Source organism: Pseudomonas sp. Sample_16, from assembly GCF_004307665.1.
GTDB lineage: Bacteria > Pseudomonadota > Gammaproteobacteria > Pseudomonadales > Pseudomonadaceae > Aquipseudomonas.
In genome coordinates, this window is sequence record NZ_RCOB01000083.1 from 1 (window position 1) to 17,076 (window position 17,076).

Below are 17,076 nucleotides of genomic sequence, written 5' to 3' on the forward strand. Positions count from 1 at the left end.
GTTTTTTCAGCGTGCGCAAGGGTTGGAGCGTGAATTGGGTCGCCGGTCTTTTACTGGCCATCGGCGTCGGCTTGCAACCAACCCCGGCACAGGCCAACCCGCTGACCGATGCGTTCTTCACCCCGGACCAGCAAGGCCGCTGGGCTTTCGAGCATGGGCATTTCCCCCAGGCGGCAGCGCATTTCGTCGACCCTTACTGGAAAGGCATCGCCGCCTATAACGCTGCTGATTTCGACCTGGCACTGGTCAGTTTCGCGCGCCTGCAAACGCCACAAGCCTATTTCTATCTGGGCAACATTTACGTGCGGCGCTTCAAGTTCGACGAGGCCATCGCGGCCTACACCCAGGCGTTGAAGTTGCAACCGCAGTTTCCTGAGGCAACGGCCAACCTGGCCTTGGCGATCGCCTTGCAGAAAGACACCGAGGATGCGGAAAAAAACGCCCCCGAGGTCAAACCCGACGAAATCAAAATGGACAAGGCGCCGGGCAAGGGCCAGGAAAAACCGGTGCAAACCGAACAGGCGGCTTCGGATGAACAATGGTTGCAGAACCTGACGACATCGCCGGCGAAATTCCTCAAACAGAAATTCAGTTTGCAGGATCAGGCGGGGGTCAAACCATGACCTTCCTGAAAAACCGAGTCACCTCCATCGCTGGCAAGTCGAATCGTCGCACCACAGCCCCCACAGGGTTTTGTGTGGCAATCGAATTCAATGCACGACGCAAAACCTGTGGGAGCTGGCTTGCCAGCGATAACGCCAGATCAATCACCACATTATTCGGCACCCTGTTAATCACCCTCAACGCCCTCGCCGCCGAACCCGAACTGCGGGTCCAGGCCAGCCTGCAACCCAATGAACCGGCGATGGTCGGCAGCCTGATCGAACTGCAACTCGATGTCCTGACCGACACCTGGTTCACCCGTGCGCCCACCCTGCCCGACCTGAAGCTGCCCGGCGCACTGGTGCTGCCGCCTGACGGCCATGCCGAACACATCAATCAGACCCTTGATGGCCAATCCTTCAGCGGCTTGCGCTACAGCTACCTGATCACTCCGAACGTGGCGCAGGGTTTCGACGTTCCGGCTTTGACCGTTCGCGCCACACCGGGTCAGGCCAGTGCCGAGTTGAGCGCCCGCAGCCTGCCCCTGCATTTCACGGCGACACAACCACCAGGGTTTGACGTCGGCGAGCCGGTGCTGGTGGCGCAAGGCTTGCGCTTCACGCAAAAGGTCGTGAATTCGACCGCCCCACTGAAAGTCGGCGACAGCATCACCCGAGAACTGACGCTACAGGCGGATGGCGCGCTGGGCATGTCATTGCCAACGCCGTCACTGGGCGATGTACGCGGCCTGAGTCGTTACGCGAAATCGCCACAGGTCAGCAATCTGGATGATGGCCGTGGCCACTTCAACGGCGGGCAGCGCATCGATACCGTGACCTACCGGATCGACGTCGAAGGCCATTACAGTCTCCCGCCCATCGCGGTGAAATGGTGGGACGCCAGCACTCGTCAGATCCGCACTGCGCAAGTGCCGGCGATCAGTTTCGATGCCGCCGCCAACAGTGCCTACAAACCGGTTTTCTCGATCACTGAAGACTTGAAAACACTCGGTCAGGGCAATCGCCTTCACCTTTCGGGTTTTGCCTTCGGCCTGCTCGCGCTGCTGTCGGGGTTGCTTGTGCTGGGCTGGTTTGCCCGTCCCTACGCCTGGCGCGCGTACCTCGGCTGGAAGGCTCGACGTCAGGCTCGGCACAAGGCCTGGCTGGCCTCTGCCGATTACGCCTGGGAACAAATACCGGCGCAACTTGATGGCAGGCCGCCGCAACTCAGCGCGCTGTACCTGTGGGTCCGCCGCAGCCGCAAGGGCTTGAAGCTCACTGGCCTCGGCCCGCGCCTGCAAGCGTTTCTGCGGGCCTGCTACGGCCGAGAACCGACCAAAGATCAGGCAGTGCTCCAACTGAAGAAATCCTTGACTACGCTGCATAGTCAGGCCGAACACAACAAAGAATCAGTCGCTACTGCATTGCGACCACTCAACCCCGTTCTCGAGAAGGATTTCCCATGACTAGTCCGAGTTCGTTGCGCCAAATTCAAGGGCTCAAGTTCCTGCTGGCGCTGGCCTTGAGCCTGCCGTTGCTGGTACAGGCCGCCGAGCCGCTGGCGTCATGGAACGACGGCCCATCGAAAAAGAACATCATCGAATTCGTCCAGGCCGTCACCGATCAGGGCAGCAAGGACTTCGTCAAACCCGAGGACCGCATCGCAGTGTTCGATAACGACGGCACGCTGTGGAGCGAGCAACCGATGTACTTCGAATTGCTGTTCGCCCTCGAAGAGGTCAAGCGCACGGCGGCGCAGCACCCGGAATGGAAAACCACCCAGCCGTTCCAGGCCGTGCTGGAAAACGATCACAAGGCCCTGGCCGCCACCGGCCTGGAAGGCATGATGAAGATCTTCGGCGCCACCCACACCGGCATGACCACCGAGGCCTTCGACGATTACGCCAAAACCTGGCTGACCCAGGCCCGCCATCCGAAAACCGGCAAGCCGTACACAGAAATGATCTTCCAGCCAATGCTGGAAATGCTCGACTACCTGCGCAGCCAGAATTTCAAAACATACATCGTCTCCGGCGGCGACACCGCGTTCATGCGTGCCTTCGCCGAAAAGGTCTATGGCATTCCACCCGAGCAAGTCATCGGCACCACCTTTGTCACCACGTTTGAGTACAAGGATGGCAAGGCGTCGATCCTGCGCACGCCGAAACTGGCGCACAACGATGACGGCCCGGGCAAACCGGTGAGCATTGACGCGGTGATCGGCCGGCGACCGATTCTCGCCTTCGGCAACTCCGACGGTGACCTGCAAATGCTGCAGTGGACGGCGGCCGGGCCGGGCAAACGATTCATGGGGCTGGTGCACCACACCGACGCCAAACGCGAATGGGCTTACGACCGCCAGTCGCAGATCGGTCGTCTGGACAAGGCACTGGACGAAGCAAACAAACGTGGCTGGACCGTCGTCGACATGGCAGCCGAATGGCGTCGTATCTATCCGTTCGATACCACCACTACCGGGCAAGTGCAGTAAAAAAAGCGTAACGCAGGGCCGCAATAAACGTTTGTCGCACCGAGCGACGTAAGTGAAAGGAGCTAGTCAGATGACTCGCATACGCAACTGGTTACCGAAACTCGCCCTGGTGGCGACATCGGTAATGGCGATCTCGGCAACCGCCGTGGCCGCCGATAAACCCAATATTCTCGTGATTTTCGGCGACGACATCGGCCAGACCAATATCAGTGCCTATTCCATGGGCGTGGTCGGGTACAAGACTCCGAACATTGATCGCATCGCCAAGGAAGGCATGATGTTCACCGACTATTACGCGGAGAACAGCTGCACTGCTGGGCGCTCGTCGTTCATTACCGGGCAGACTCCCTTGCGTACCGGTCTGTCGAAAGTTGGCATCCCTGGCGCCCCCGTAGGCCTGCAAAAACGCGATATCACCATCGCCCAGGCGCTGAAGTCCCAGGGCTACGCCACCGGTCAGTTCGGCAAGAACCACTTGGGCGACAAAGACGAATACTTGCCGACCAACCACGGTTTCGACGAGTTCTTCGGCAACCTGTACCACCTCAACGCCGAAGAGGAACCCGAGCGTCCTTACTGGCCCAAAGACGATGCCGCGTTCGTCAAAGCCAACGCCCCGCGCGGCGTGATCCACAGTTTTGCCGATGGCAAGATCGAAGACACTGGTGCCCTTACCGCCAAGCGTATGGAAACCATCGACGACGAAACCACCGCCGCAGCACAGGCGTTCATCGAGAAACAGGCCAAGGCCGACAAGCCGTTCTTCGTCTGGATGAACACCACGCGCATGCACCTGTTCACCCATGTGCGCGAGTCGATGAAGGGCCAGAGCGGCATGCCCGGCAACGAATATGCCGACGGCATGCTCGAGCATGACGGTGACGTCGGCAAACTGCTGAAAACCCTCGACGACCTGAAAATCACCGACAACACCATCGTCGTCTACACCACCGACAACGGTCCGAACCAGTTCTCCTGGCCGGACGCGGCAACCACGCCGTTCCGCAACGAGAAGAACTCCAACTGGGAAGGCGCTTACCGTGTGCCGGCGATGATTCGTTGGCCGGGCAAGATCAAGGCAGGTGAAGTGTCCAACGAGATGTTCTCGGGCATGGACTGGTTCCCGACGCTGCTCGCGGCAGCCGGTGAAACGGACGTGAAGAACAAGTTGCTCAAAGGTTGGGCACCCACTTCGGGCGCCGCGAACTTCAAAGTGCACCTGGATGGCTATAACCAGTTGCCTTACCTGACCGGCCAACAGCCTAAAGGCGAGCGCAAGGAGTTCTACTATTTCAACGACGACGGAATGCTGGTGTCGATGCGCTTCGATAACTGGAAGGCGGTATTTTGCGAGCAGCGCGCACCGGGCGGTTTTAAAGTCTGGAGCGAGCCCTTCGTTTGTCTGCGCGTGCCGAAAATCTTCAACCTGCGTATGGACCCGTTTGAAAGAGCCGACGTGGTTTCCGATCAATACTACGACTGGACCACAAAGAACGTTTATCTGACTGCAATTGCGGTAGGCAAGTCGGCCGCGTTCCTCGAAACATTCGTCGAGTATCCACCCAGCCAGAAACCGGCAAGCTTCAGCATTGACCAGATCCGTGCTGCGGTAGATGCCAAGATCGCTGAAAAAGCAAAAGCTGCACAGTAAGACCGCTGTCGCGCCGCTCGCCTTTATCGGCGAGCGGCGATCGTTCCCACGCTTTGCGTGGGAATGCAACCAGGGACGCTCCGCGTCCCCTGCCGAAGTGGACGCAGAGCGTCCATTGAGGCGTTCCCACGCAGAGCGTGGGAACGATCAGGTCGTTCAATTCGAATTTTGTACAAGGCAATCCGCAATGTCCTCACGTGTCGCCAGCAAGTCGTCGGCCATGCCTGCCCCGCAAGTCGCCTCTCCGGCACTGTTGATCCCTGCCCTGTTGCTGTTCGTTTCCGGTGCCGCAGCGCTGGTGTATCAGGTGCTATGGATCAAACAACTGTCACTGGTGGTGGGCGTCGAGGTGTATGCCATTACTGCCGGGATCAGTGCATTCTTTGCCGGGTTGGCATTGGGTGGCTTGCTGTTCGGTCGTTGGGCGGATCGCCTGCGACAACCGGTTCTGCTGTATGCAGGGCTGGAAGTGCTGGTTGCCGTACTGGGCGTTGGCGCTACGTTCGCCATGAGTCTGGCGGCCAGTCCGTTTGCCTGGCTGGAGCAGCATGTCGGTCTGCTGGCCTGGGTGTTGCCGTTTGCACTGGTGGGTATTCCGGCGTTGCTGATGGGCGGCACGTTGCCGGTGCTGGTGCGTTCCCTGGCAACCGATCCGCAGCACCTGGGCAAGTCTGGCGGGCACCTGTATGCGGCAAACACCGCGGGCGCCATCGCGGGCACCCTGCTCGCCGCTTTCGTGTTGATTGCCACCCTCGGTGTACGCGGCAGCGCCCTGGCCGCTGCGATGCTGAATCTGCTGGCCGCTGCGGGTGCCTTGTGGTTCCAGCGTCATTGTTCGCAGTCCGTGGAAACGGCCGTCACACACCACACTAAAACAGCGCCGGATCGCCTCGCTTTGTGGCTCTATTCAATCGCCGGTGGCGTGGCCCTCGGTTATGAAGTGGTCTGGTCGCAATCCATCGTGCAATTCATGAGTACGCGCACCTACGCCTTCGCCGTGGTGTTGGCGACCTACCTCACCGGTTTGTTTTTGGGTAGCGCCTTGCTCTCCCGTCGGGTTGATCGCTTGCGCGATCCCTGGGGAGTGTTTGGTCTGCTGATCGCCGGGGCCGGGCTGATCGCGCTACTGGAAATTGCCTTGCTCGGGCGCTGGCTGGTACTCGCCCAAAGCGTGGTCGAAGCCTGGGTGCTGTCGTTGGGAGCCAGCGAACTGCTGGGCATGAGCGCACGCTTCGCAGTGGCGGCCGTGTGCATCGTGTTCGTGCCAACCGTACTGCTCGGCGCGGCGTTTCCCGTGGCGCTGCGTTTGAGCGTCGGACACGATCACGTGGGGCGCAACGTCGGTGAAGTGGTGGCGTTCAATACCCTGGGCGGGATCGTCGGCGTCATGCTCTGCGGTTTCGTGCTGATCCCGCTGCTGGGCCTGGTGCGAACCCTTGGGTTGCTGGCGATTATCGCTGCCGCGATTGGCTACTTTGCGGTGCGCAAGGGTCACGGCGTGAAGAAAGGTCGGCGTCAGGGGGTGATTGCTGTCGGTTTGATTTCGCTGGCTCTGGCACTGCTGACACCGATAGACAAACTGGCCAGCCTGCTTTCCGGCGCGCGTAACGGCACGCTGGCGTACTACGAGGAAGGACGCGGCGGCACCGTTGCCGTGGTCACCCAAGGCAAGGGACAAAGGTCCTTCGAGCGTTTGTATATCCAGGGCGTATCCAATACCGGCGACGCCATGCCCTCCCTGCGTTACATGCGGATTCAGGCATTGCTGCCATTGCTGATCCACAACGGTGAACCCCGCTCGGCCCTGGTGATCGGCTTCGGCACTGGCATTACCGCGGGCGCGTTGACGCAGTACCCGGGTCTTGAGCATCGGGTGGTCGCCGAGTTGCTGCCCGCGGTGGTCAAGGCGGCACCGTTGTTCAAGGGCAACTTCAACGCGGCAGCCAATCCCGCCGTCGATGTCCGGCTGCGCGACGGTCGCCAGGAACTGCTGCGCAACCCGCAACGCTATGACCTCATTACCCTCGAGCCGCCCCCACCCTCCGCGGCCGGCGTGGTAAATCTGTACTCCCGCGACTTCTACCAACTGGCTGCCAGTCGGTTGAACAAACAAGGCCTGGTCGCACAATGGCTGCCATTGCCGACCCAAAACATCGACGATTCGCGCTCGCTGGTACGCAGCTTCCTCGACGTTTACCCCTACGCCAGCCTGTGGACCAGTGAGTTTCATGAAATGCTGCTGGTAGGTTCCATGGAACCGATGGAACTGGACGCGACGAAGATCAACCAACGCTTCCAACAGGACAGCGTGCGGAGCACCTTGCAGGACGTGGGCATCGGCTCGGCGGCCGCGCTGCTGGCAACCTGGGTCACTGATCGCGCGGGTCTTGAGCGTTTCGCGGCAAATGCGCAACCGGTGACCGACGATCAACCACGTATCGAATACGCGCCGTGGGTACGGGCCAAGGAAATCACCCGTGTGTTGCCGACGCTGCTGGACCTGCACACCGTGCCACCGTTGTTGAATGCCGACCAAGGGTTTACCGAGCGGATGAACACTCATCAACAACGCCTGATGCAGTTCTACCGGGCCAGCCTGCATGCCTATGAGGGCGATCGCGACGCCTGGAGCCGGGATATCCGCGAAGTCATGCGTGGCGATGGCGGCAATCCGTATTACCGGTGGTTTGTCGGGGAATGAGAGATCGCTATCGCTGCGATGCGGCGACCCGACAAGCCAGCTCCCACAGGTGTTGTGTCGTGCCGGAATGTTGTGACCGATGCAAATCCTGTGGGAGCTGGCTTGCCAGCGATGGGGCGATCCGATTCACCACAACCATCATTTGACACACGCCGGCCTTACGGCAAAGCTGCACCCAGCATGAACGCACGCCTGACGGCAAACGCACCTGGACCACGGAAGTCGCAATGCCGAAACATAAAAACAAAGCAGTAAACCCTGGTCCTGATTCACGGCCCACGTTGATTAGTCGTTATCTGTTCCCCGTCACCATCGGCATCCTGCTCCTGGCGGTCGCAGCTATCGGCTGGTTCCTGTTTGCCAGCAACCCCGCGCCGACGACCTATGCGCCCGTCAGCACGCCTGCCGTGCAACCTGCCAAACCGCAGCCAAAACCGCTGGCCACGGCGCCGGCAACAATGGTCGACGAACAGCAATGCCAAGGCTGCCACAGTGCCCAGGTCAAGGATTGGCAAGGCTCCCATCACCAATTGGCGATGCAGCCGGCCAATGCCGATACCCTGCTCGGTGACTTCAACAACGTCACCTTCAAGGCGGAAAACGAAATCACCCGTTTCTCGCGCAAGGACGATGGGTTCTGGGTCAATACGCCTGGAATCGACGGCAAGAACGCAGACTTCAAGGTCGCCTACACCTTTGGCATAGCGCCATTGCAGCAATACCTGATCGAGGTCGGAGACGGTCGCTTGCAAGCGCTCGGCATCGCCTGGGATACCGAGAAACAGCGCTGGTTTCATCTCTATCCGGGCCAGGGCGTGACCTTCAAGGACCCGTTGCACTGGAGCAAACCGAGCCAGAACGCCAATTTCATGTGCGTCGAGTGCCACACCACTGGTTATAAACGTAACTTTGATACGGCAAAAAACACCTTCGACAGCCAGTGGAACAGCCTCGGCGTCGGCTGTCAGGCCTGCCACGGTCCAGCATCCAATCATCTGGAATGGACAGCAAAGAAAACCGACCTGATTCATGCCGGGTTTGCCGTCGACCTCAAGGACAAGGACGCCACCGTTGAAATCGAAACCTGCGCTCGTTGCCACTCCCGTCGCGCGCCGCTGGGTGATGGTTTCAGCGCCGGTAACCGACTGATGGATGATTACCTGCCAAGCCCCCTGACCCGCGAGCTGTACGCCCTGGACGGCAAGATCAAGGACGAAGTGTTCGAGCACGGCTCTTTCGCCCAAAGCAAAATGTTCGACAAAGGCGTGCGCTGCAGCAACTGCCACAACCCGCACAGCAGCGAACTCAAGGCGCCGGGCAACGGTGTCTGCCTGCAATGCCACAACACCGCCGGCAAGACTCCGGTGGAAGGTGTCGACGGCAAAGGCCTGCAAGCGAAAAACTACGATTCCATCGAACACACTCGCCACACCTTGGGCCAGCCGGGTTCGCAGTGCATCGATTGTCATATGCCCGGCAAGTTCTACATGGGCAACGATTTCCGGCATGACCACAGCTTCAGCATTCCCAACCCGGAGCGAGCGAAAAAACTCGGCACCCCGGACGCCTGCCTGACCTGTCATCAGGGCAAGGCCGGTGACAAGGTCACCGAGCAGTTCAAGCTCTGGAACACCGCCAACGCCAGTGCGCCGCAGGCCCCGCGTTACGACGAAAGCCTGTGGCTGATCCGCAATGGCCAGCCCGGTGCAGCGCAAGCGCTGTACGAGCAGCTGCAACGCAACAACCTGCCGGCGATTCAACGAGCGACGCTACTGGGCGAATTGCCTCTGTACCCGAGCGAACAGGCACTGAAACTGGCCACCAAGGACTTGGCCAATCCGGCGCCGCAAGTGCGCGAAAGTGCCATCCGTGCGATCAGTGCCTTCCTGCCACCACCGGAGCGAGCCCCACTGTTGACGCCGTTGCTCAGCGACCCTGTCAAAGCCGTGCGCATTGCCGCCGCCCGCGACTTGTTAAGCGTGGCGCGCAGCGGTATGGGCACGGCTCAGGACAGCTGGAACACTGCCATTGGCGAGTACGAAGCAGTGCAAAAGAGCCTTGCCGAACGTGCCGAAGCCAACCTCAATCTGGCCATGCTGTACCAGGCCGATGGCCGCGGCGGCGAAGTCGAAGGGCTGCTGCGTACTGCGCTCAAGCGCGATCCGGACTTCTACCCGGCGCTGGTGACGCTGGTGCAATGGCTGGAGGCCAATGGCCGTGGTCAGGAAGCTCAGGCACTCCTGGCGCAAAGCCTGAAAGACCACCCGAATGCCGCCCTTTTGCAGCACACTCAGGGCCTGTCGCTGGTGCGTGCGCGCAAAACTGAACAGGCCATGCCGTTCCTGCGCAAAGCCGCGCAATTGGAACCACAAAGTGCCCAATACGGTTACGTACTGGCCGTGGCGCTTCACGACAGCGGCAAGGTTGATCAAGCCTGCGAGGAACTGGAAAGGCTGTTGAAAGTGCAGCCCGCCAACCGCAACGCTCGGTTGGCGCTGATTCAGTACTACCTGAATAACGGCCAGGAGCCCAAGGCCCAAGTGCTGCTGCAAGGCTGGAAGAAAATGAACATGGGCGACCCGGCGTTGAAGTGATCGCTGGTCGCTGAAGATCCCTGTAGGAGTGAGCCCTGCTCGCGATGGACGTCAACGATAACGCTGGCAGCCTGACACCCCCGCGGCGTCCTTGCGTGCATCGCGAGCAGGGCTCACTCCTACAGGGGAGACTTGCTTCAGCCGCGATCGCGGGGAATCAGGCTCTGCAACTGCTGCGCCAGGAAGTTCGCATCAAATGCAAAAGTGTCCGGGTCTTTCAAGCCATTGGTCTTGCGCCACTGCCAGTTCGAAGCCGGCGGCAGGCACACCAGCGACACACTGCCGACACGCGCAGCAGTAAAGCCCAGCACCGCCACTGAAATCTGCCCGCCAGCGCCCATCACCTCCGGCACAAACTCCACCGGCCTACCGGCAATCAGGATGCTAAGCTTTTGCGTCTTGAACGTCGAAGTCTCGAGCGCAACGCTCGGCCCTGACGCGACATACGCTGCGCGGCTGACCTCCAACAGATGTGGTGCCTGCACCGGCTCGAGCCACTGCTGGATCTGATCGAACAGTTCACCAATGCGCTTGGCCCACTCGGCCGATTGCGCTTCGAACAACTGCTTCTTGTGCGCTTCGCTTTCTGCGTAGTGACGAAGCATCTCGCCCAGTTGCTGTACGTCGTCCATTGCATTGTTCCTTTGATTGAAGCGGTGCTGCGGACATTGAGCATGGCAGATGCGCGTTGCCGATGTACGACTAAAAGCGCGAACGGTGCAGGCAATCAAGCATTAGGGCTTTGGCGAAAACTCACCGCCAGTCGATTCCAGCTATTGATGGTGGTGACTGCAATGGTCAGGTCGACCAGTTCACCCTCACTGAACTGCGTCCGTGCCTGTTCATAGACGTCATCGGGCACATTATTTTGCGAAAGCAGCGTCACCGCTTCGGTCCAGGCCAGGGCTGCGCGCTCGCGCGGGTTGAAGAAGTTGCTGTCGCGCCAGACCACGATTGAATACAGGCGCCTGTCGGTTTCGCCCAGGCGCCGGGCGTCCACCGAATGCATGTCGGTGCAGAACGCGCAGCCATTGAGTTGCGAGGCGCGAATCTTGATCAGGTGCAGCAACGGCGCTTCGATGCTCAGGCTGCTGGTCAGGGCCTCCATGGCGATCATCGCCTTCATCGCTTTGGGTGAAGCACTGTAGTAATCCAGGCGGGGGGTCATGGCGGGCCTCGTGCAGCGGAGATGTTCCTTTCAAGGTAGTCGCTGCTGCGTGTGCGTTACAGGTCCAATTCTGCGGAAATTCCGTGGACCACTGGATGCCAGACCAATTAACGGTTTTTCCAGCACGCAACTACTGCACCCGCACCCGATGAGGGTAATCTGGCGCCACGCACACGCGCCTCAACTGCTCCGGAGCCTCGCCGGTATGGAACTTCATGTTGTCATCAATGGCCGCAAGGACCTGGCGGGCCAGCTGTACAACCAACTGCGCAGCGCCATCGAATCGGGCCGCCTGGCAGCGGGCACACAGCTTCCGCCCAGCCGCTTGCTGGCCGAGCAACTGGGCATTTCACGAAAGACCATTTCCGATACCTACGCACAACTGACCTACGAAAACTTCCTCACTGGGGTGATCGGTAAAGGTACCTACGTCAATGCACGGGCCTCCAAGATCGAGCGCAAGCAAAGCCATACGGAATTGGCAGGCTTTGAGGTGATCGAGTCCTGGCGCAACTTGCCGGTGTTTCTGCGCCATCCGACGCTGGAAGGTTCGTTGCGTTATGACTTCATTGGTGGCGCCACCAGCAAGGGCCAGTTTCCGCAGGATGACTGGCGACGCTGCACCGCTCACGCCTTGCGCCAGATTGCCGCGTCCAAGGGTTTCTACAGCCTGCCCGAAGGCTTGCCGGCGCTGCGCAATGCCATCGCCCGACACATCGCGTTCTCCCGTGGGGTCAATTGTCAGGACGAAGACGTGGTGGTGTGCAATGGCGCTCAGCAGGCGCTGGACCTGATTGCCCGGGTGCTGACCCGACCCGGCAGTATCGTGGCCATGGAAGACCCCGGCTATCCGCCCGCGCGCCTGCTGTTCGGCACCCACGGCGCGACAGTGGTAGGCGTACCCGTGGATGCCGAAGGCATTCAGGTGGACAAGATCCCCCTCGGCACGCGGTTGATTTACGTCACCCCGTCACATCAGTTTCCGCTGGGCATGCCCATGAGCCAGGCGCGTCGGGTCGCCCTGCTGGCCAAGGCCCATGAACTGGGGGCGATTATCATTGAAGACGACTACGACAGCGAATTCCGCTACGAAGGCCGCCCTACGGACTCGCTGCAAAGCATGGATGAGCGCGGGATCGTTGCCTACGTCGGGACGTTCTCGAAAACCCTGTTGCCAGAGCTGCGCCTGGGGTATGCGATTTTGCCGCCGGCGATCCACGAGGCGGTGGTTCGCGCCAAGCAACTGACCGACCTGCACACCTCCACCCTGCCCCAATGGGCGCTGGCCAAATTCATTGCTGAGGGCTGCCTGCTCAAGCACATCCGCCGCTGCCATACGATTTATGCCGGTCGGCGCGACCGCATACTGGCGCGCATGGCCGGTGACCTGTCGCCCTGGCTCGAAGCGATCCCGAGCACGGCAGGTTTTCACATGGCGGTCATGTGCAAAGTGCCGATTGATATTCCCCTGGTCATCGAACTGGCGAAAAAAGTGGAAGTGGGGCTTTACTCCATCGAAGGCTTTTTCCACCAGCAAGCGCCACGGGCCGGCTTGCTCATGGGCTTTGGCGCCATCGAAACCCTGGACATCGACCCCGCTCTGGACCGGCTGCGGGACATTTTGCAGCAAGTCGCCTGACGGATTGGTCTGCGGCTTTATCCGGCGATTGGCTATTGGTTGTCCAGGGGGGCAGGCCTATCCTGCATAGGCGTTATCCCTCAATGAGCAGGATTCGTCCGGCCTGATTCAGGAGTCTGAGCCAATGTCCTACAAAGTGATCAATACCGTTAAGGTGCAGGCCGTCGCCGGCCGCTCGGAAGAACTGGGTAAGCAACTGCAAAAGATTGTCGACACCCTGCGCGAACTACCGGGCTGTGACTCCTACATGGTCGACCGCTGCCCTGAGGACAGTAACCGCTGGACCGTCAGCGCCCACTGGCAATCGGAAGCGGCCATGCAGTCGCACTTCAACAGCCCCCAGGTGCAAGGCTTCATCGACCTGATCGATTGCCAACTGGCCAATGCCGTCGACTTCAACAGCTTTCCGATTCGCTAAAAGCCAGATCGAAAAATCGCAGCCTGCGGCAGATCCTACAAAGTAGGAGCTGACGCAGGCTGCGATTTTTTTGCTTTCAAGACCCAGGATTGGTCCCCTGACCTTCCGGAAAATTGGCTGTTTTCCAGTCCGGATGCGCAGCTTATTGTGATCCCGACAACCACTCTTAGAAGGTCATGAACATGAATGTTTTGCGCTTGTGTGCCACTCCTCTTGCTGCCCTGGCCCTGGCCTTTTCCGCCTCAGCCTTTGCCCATGACCCTTCGGAAAAGGTCACGGTGCTGCAAGACCAGATGCTGAAAAACGTACCGGGCAAAAAAGCATTGATGATCGAAGTCGATTACAAGCCCGGCCAATCGTCCATCGCCCACAGGCACGACGGTACGGCCATGGCCTATGTCCTTTCCGGGTCGATTACTTCCCAGGTCAAAGGCGAGAAAGCAGTGACCTACAAGGCGGGCGAATACTGGTACGAAGCGGCCGGCTCCGAGCACCTGGTCTCGAAAAACGCCAGCGCTACCGAGCCTGCAAAGTTGCTGGTGTTCATGGTGCTGTCGCCGGATGAAGAAGTGCTGGTCCCCTTGAAAAACTGATCGCTGAGCGAACAGCCATAAATGAAAACGTCCAAATATTCTATTCGGGCGTTTTTATTTCCAAGAGCAATTAACTTGCTCTGTTTAAACCAAACAATACTAGCAGACTGCCAATAAGCACGAATATTGGCTATTTCATTCCGCGCTTCCCGGTTTAGTCTGGAATGACTGCCGACCCCTTCCGGCAACTTTAACTTCCTTACTGATGTTGTTTCACTGGAGTAACACAATGAAACTTGCACTTGTCAGTACGTTAACCCTTACAACTGCTCTTTTGTCTGGCTGCTCGGTTCCCACCGCACCTTCGGCGGTTTCCTCGCTGGACGGAATCTTCACTCAACCCGTGGGCCGCAGCAACGCAACCCGCATCCCCAACGGCAGCCATGTTGCCCTGGGCGTGGTGTACAGCCGCAACACCCAGGCCAACCGTGAATACCTGCAGGATTATCAGGCCAATGCCGGCACCGGTTTCGGCCAGAGCCTGTTGGTGCAGGAGATCCACGATGCCTACGTCGCCACCTCCAAGCCCGACCTCGCCGTGGATTGGGTCAAAGCCTCGTTACAGCGTCAGTTTGGCTCGGTCACGGTGTACCCGGACATGCAAAGCCTCAAGGCTGCGAAACCCGATGTGGTTGCCGTCATCGACAGCCGCAGCCAATTGATCACCTCGCGCAGCTCGGACGTCGAATCCAGAGTCAGTGCCGATTTCTATGACAACCAGTTCAATTATATCGGCACCGCGAAAGGCTATGACGCCAGAGCGCTCAGCCCGGTGTGGGCCGACTATAAACGCAGCGAAGAGATTGTTGCTGACATTAACGAACAACAAAACGTGCAAGTAAGGGCATTGCAGAAGTTTGACCAGTCGCTCAATAATTTATTGACTAGCCCGACAAGTAATGTGTCGATGATAAACAACATTCCGAATATGAAATTGTATTAAGTCGAATGGCCTCATCGCCAGCAAGCCGGCTCCTACAGGTTTTGCAACAACACATCACCGTAGGAGCCGGCTTGCTGGCGATGAGGCCTGACCTGACACCACAAAACCTTGGGACAAAAAAAACCCCGCATCTCTCAATGCGGGGCTTTTTCATTCAGCGCCTGATCAGGCAGCCGGTTCCAGCTCTACCGCGACAGCAGCAGGCACTACCGCTTGCCCGCTCAACGCCAGGTCCAGCAGTTCACGGTTGGCCACTGCGTACATGGCGTAGTCGGTGCCGCTGGCGGCACGAATTTCCACCAGCATGGCACGCCAGCGTTCGATCATGCTGTCGTGCTGCGCCATCCACAGCGACAGGCGTGTTTCCACGTCCTGAGTGCCGTCGCCCTGTTGCAGGACCGAGATGGTGATCGCGCGTTGCTGCCAGTCCACATCATCACGGAACGCTTCACGGGCCAGGGCCTGCCAGTTGTTTTCAACCGGCAGAGCGCTGATCTGTTGCATGTACCAGGTGATGTCCAGCGCACTGCCCACGGCAAAGTAAGCCTTGGCCACCTCGGCCGGGTCCTGGCCGGTCACGTCGGAAGCCTCGATGATCGGCAGCAGGGTGTACAGGTGCGAAGTGCCAGCCACCATGCGCGCCAGCAACTCCGGTACACCGGCTGCGACGTAAGCCTGGTAACGGGTCTGCCAGGTTTCGCGGATCTCGCCACTGAGCAACTCGTCGAGCTTGAGCCCCAGTTCCTTCAAATGCGGACCGAAGTGCGCCACATCACGGGCAGCGTTCTGCTCGTTGCGGCGGGCACGCAGGAACCAGCGCGTGGCGCGACGGCCCAGACGCATCAGCTCGTCCATCAGCTCCAGTTGCACATCAGCGGAAACCTGATAATCCAGGGCTTCGATCTGACGGAACCAGTGCGGGAGATGGAAAATGTCGCGCACGATCACATAAGCGCCAGCCACGTTCGCCGGGCTCATGCCGGTGGACTCTTTGAGTCGCTGAACGAACGTGATACCCATGTGGTTGACCAGGTCGTTGGCGATCTGGGTGCTGACGATTTCGCGCTTCAGACGGTGACGGCGCATGGCTTCGGAGAACTTGCTCACCAGGGTCGGCGGGAAAGCGGTTTCCATGTCGCGGGTCAGGTAGTCGTCATCCGGGACCAGCGAATTGAGCAGCTGTTCCTTGAGGTCGATCTTGCTGTAGGAGATCAGCACCGACAACTCGGCACGGGTCAGGCCATGGCCTTCGGCGATGCGTTCGTTGATGGCTTCTTCGGACGGCAGGAACTCGATTGCACGATCCAGCTTGCCGCGACCTTCCAGATCGTTCATCAGACGCTTGTATTCGGCGATCCGCGGCAAGGCACGACGGGCTGCCAGGGACAATGCCTGAGTCTGCTTGTAGTTGTTGCCCAGCACCAGACCACCGACTTCGTCGGTCATGCTCGCCAGCAACTGGTTACGTTGCTTGTCGGTCATGTCACCGGCCTGAACCACTTCGTTCAGCAGGATCTTGATGTTCACTTCGTGGTCGGAGCAGTCCACGCCACCGGCGTTGTCGATGAAGTCGGTGTTGGAACCGCCGCCATTGAGACCGAATTCCACACGACCCAGTTGGGTCATGCCGAGGTTACCGCCCTCGCCCACGACTTTGCAGCGCAGTTCGTTGCCGTTCACGCGCAGTGCATCGTTGGCCTTGTCGCCGACATCGGCGTGGCTTTCGCTGCTGGCCTTGACGTAAGTGCCGATACCGCCGTTCCACAACAGATCCACCGGCGCCTTAAGCAAGGCGTTCAACAGTTCGGTCGGGGTCAGCTTGTCGGCCTTGATGTCGAAGCGTTCCTGCATTTGCGGGGAGATCGCGATGCTCTTCGCGCTGCGCGAGAAGATACCGCCACCTTCAGACATGATGCTGGTGTCGTAGTCCGACCAGGCCGAACGCGGCAGGTCAAACAAACGCTGACGCTCGGCGAAGCTGGTCGCCGGATTCGGGTTCGGGTCGATGAAGATGTGCAGGTGGTTGAACGCGGCGACCAGTTGCAGCTTGTCGGACATCAGCAAGCCGTTACCGAACACGTCACCGGCCATGTCGCCGACGCCCACTACGGTGATGCTGTCTTCCTGGACATTGATGCCGCGCTCGCGGAAGTGGCGTTGTACGCCGACCCACGCGCCCTTGGCGGTAATGCCCATTTTCTTGTGGTCGTAGCCGGCCGCGCCGCCGGACGCAAAGGCGTCGCCGAGCCAGAAGCCGTAGTCGATGGCAATGCCGT

13 protein-coding genes are annotated in these 17,076 nt (G+C 59.6%); 10 read left to right on the forward strand and 3 right to left on the reverse strand.

The window, feature by feature from the left end; genetic code table 11:
- The 6 genes from D8U69_RS12265 to D8U69_RS12290 form a co-directional block, all read left to right on the forward strand.
- Positions 1-623: tetratricopeptide repeat protein (locus D8U69_RS12265; RefSeq protein WP_130907391.1), on the forward strand; the 623-nt coding region annotated here is incomplete at its 5' end.
- Positions 620-2,068 carry a BatD family protein gene (locus D8U69_RS12270; protein ID WP_130907392.1) on the forward strand — a complete coding sequence of 483 codons (1,449 nt, stop codon included), beginning with the start codon at positions 620-622 and terminating at the stop codon, positions 2,066-2,068. The genes D8U69_RS12265 and D8U69_RS12270, both read left to right, overlap by 4 nt.
- Complete coding sequence (locus D8U69_RS12275) at positions 2,065-3,093, forward strand: HAD family hydrolase (RefSeq protein ID WP_056855511.1); 1,029 nt, start codon at positions 2,065-2,067, stop codon at positions 3,091-3,093. Before D8U69_RS12270 ends, D8U69_RS12275 begins: the two co-directional genes overlap by 4 nt.
- A 70-nt stretch (positions 3,094-3,163) precedes the next feature.
- Complete coding sequence (locus tag D8U69_RS12280) at positions 3,164-4,744, forward strand: arylsulfatase (protein ID WP_130907393.1); 1,581 nt, start codon at positions 3,164-3,166, stop codon at positions 4,742-4,744.
- A 187-nt stretch (positions 4,745-4,931) separates the two neighbouring features.
- Positions 4,932-7,445: a fused MFS/spermidine synthase gene (locus D8U69_RS12285; protein ID WP_130907394.1), complete on the forward strand. Its 2,514-nt coding sequence runs from the start codon at positions 4,932-4,934 to the stop codon at positions 7,443-7,445.
- Positions 7,446-7,672: 227 nt separating this feature from the next.
- A complete protein-coding gene (locus tag D8U69_RS12290) occupies positions 7,673-10,039 on the forward strand; it encodes a tetratricopeptide repeat protein (RefSeq protein WP_130907395.1) in 2,367 nt (788 codons plus the stop codon).
- A 137-nt stretch (positions 10,040-10,176) separates the two neighbouring features.
- Here D8U69_RS12290 and D8U69_RS12295 read toward each other — a convergent pair whose 3' ends face one another.
- Complete coding sequence (locus D8U69_RS12295; protein WP_056855515.1) at positions 10,177-10,671, reverse strand: hypothetical protein; 495 nt, start codon at positions 10,669-10,671, stop codon at positions 10,177-10,179.
- A 95-nt stretch (positions 10,672-10,766) separates the two neighbouring features.
- The gene (locus D8U69_RS12300) at positions 10,767-11,207 is read right to left on the reverse strand and encodes a carboxymuconolactone decarboxylase family protein (RefSeq protein ID WP_130905654.1); all 441 of its coding nucleotides are present in this window, start codon (positions 11,205-11,207) and stop codon (positions 10,767-10,769) included.
- Positions 11,208-11,412: 205 nt separating this feature from the next.
- Between D8U69_RS12300 and D8U69_RS12305 the strand changes: the two genes are divergently transcribed.
- The 4 genes from D8U69_RS12305 (at position 11,413) to D8U69_RS12320 (ending at position 14,800) form a co-directional block, all read left to right on the forward strand.
- Entirely contained in the window at positions 11,413-12,846 is a 1,434-nt protein-coding gene (locus tag D8U69_RS12305; RefSeq protein ID WP_056855517.1) for a PLP-dependent aminotransferase family protein, read from the forward strand.
- A gap of 124 nt (positions 12,847-12,970) precedes the next feature.
- On the forward strand, positions 12,971-13,264 hold the full coding sequence (locus D8U69_RS12310; protein ID WP_056855518.1) for an antibiotic biosynthesis monooxygenase family protein: 294 nt from the start codon (positions 12,971-12,973) through the stop codon (positions 13,262-13,264).
- A 182-nt stretch (positions 13,265-13,446) separates the two neighbouring features.
- On the forward strand, positions 13,447-13,857 hold the full coding sequence (locus tag D8U69_RS12315) for a cupin domain-containing protein (RefSeq protein WP_056855602.1): 411 nt from the start codon (positions 13,447-13,449) through the stop codon (positions 13,855-13,857).
- 229 nt (positions 13,858-14,086) lie between these two features.
- Complete coding sequence (locus D8U69_RS12320) at positions 14,087-14,800, forward strand: ATPase (protein ID WP_130907396.1); 714 nt, start codon at positions 14,087-14,089, stop codon at positions 14,798-14,800.
- 165 nt (positions 14,801-14,965) lie between these two features.
- On the opposite strand, the gene D8U69_RS12325 is transcribed toward D8U69_RS12320, so the two are convergent.
- Positions 14,966-17,076, reverse strand: a 2,111-nt coding sequence (locus D8U69_RS12325) for an NAD-glutamate dehydrogenase domain-containing protein (protein WP_177434564.1), incomplete at its 5' end; no start/stop codon positions are given.

Excerpts from the sequence above, each read along its gene's own strand:
- D8U69_RS12290 (WP_130907395.1), top strand. The coding sequence starts at position 7,673 with ATGCCGAAACATAAAAACAAAGCAGTAAACCCTGGTCCTGATTCACGG.
- D8U69_RS12280 (WP_130907393.1), top strand. The coding sequence starts at position 3,164 with ATGACTCGCATACGCAACTGGTTACCGAAACTCGCCCTGGTGGCGACA.
- D8U69_RS12305 (WP_056855517.1), top strand. The coding sequence starts at position 11,413 with ATGGAACTTCATGTTGTCATCAATGGCCGCAAGGACCTGGCGGGCCAG.
- D8U69_RS12285 (WP_130907394.1), top strand. The coding sequence starts at position 4,932 with ATGTCCTCACGTGTCGCCAGCAAGTCGTCGGCCATGCCTGCCCCGCAA.
- D8U69_RS12310 (WP_056855518.1), top strand. The coding sequence starts at position 12,971 with ATGTCCTACAAAGTGATCAATACCGTTAAGGTGCAGGCCGTCGCCGGC.
- D8U69_RS12315 (WP_056855602.1), top strand. The coding sequence starts at position 13,447 with ATGAATGTTTTGCGCTTGTGTGCCACTCCTCTTGCTGCCCTGGCCCTG.
- D8U69_RS12270 (WP_130907392.1), top strand. The coding sequence starts at position 620 with ATGACCTTCCTGAAAAACCGAGTCACCTCCATCGCTGGCAAGTCGAAT.
- D8U69_RS12295 (WP_056855515.1), bottom strand. The coding sequence starts at position 10,671 with ATGGACGACGTACAGCAACTGGGCGAGATGCTTCGTCACTACGCAGAA.
- D8U69_RS12320 (WP_130907396.1), top strand. The coding sequence starts at position 14,087 with ATGAAACTTGCACTTGTCAGTACGTTAACCCTTACAACTGCTCTTTTG.
- D8U69_RS12275 (WP_056855511.1), top strand. The coding sequence starts at position 2,065 with ATGACTAGTCCGAGTTCGTTGCGCCAAATTCAAGGGCTCAAGTTCCTG.
- D8U69_RS12300 (WP_130905654.1), bottom strand. The coding sequence starts at position 11,207 with ATGACCCCCCGCCTGGATTACTACAGTGCTTCACCCAAAGCGATGAAG.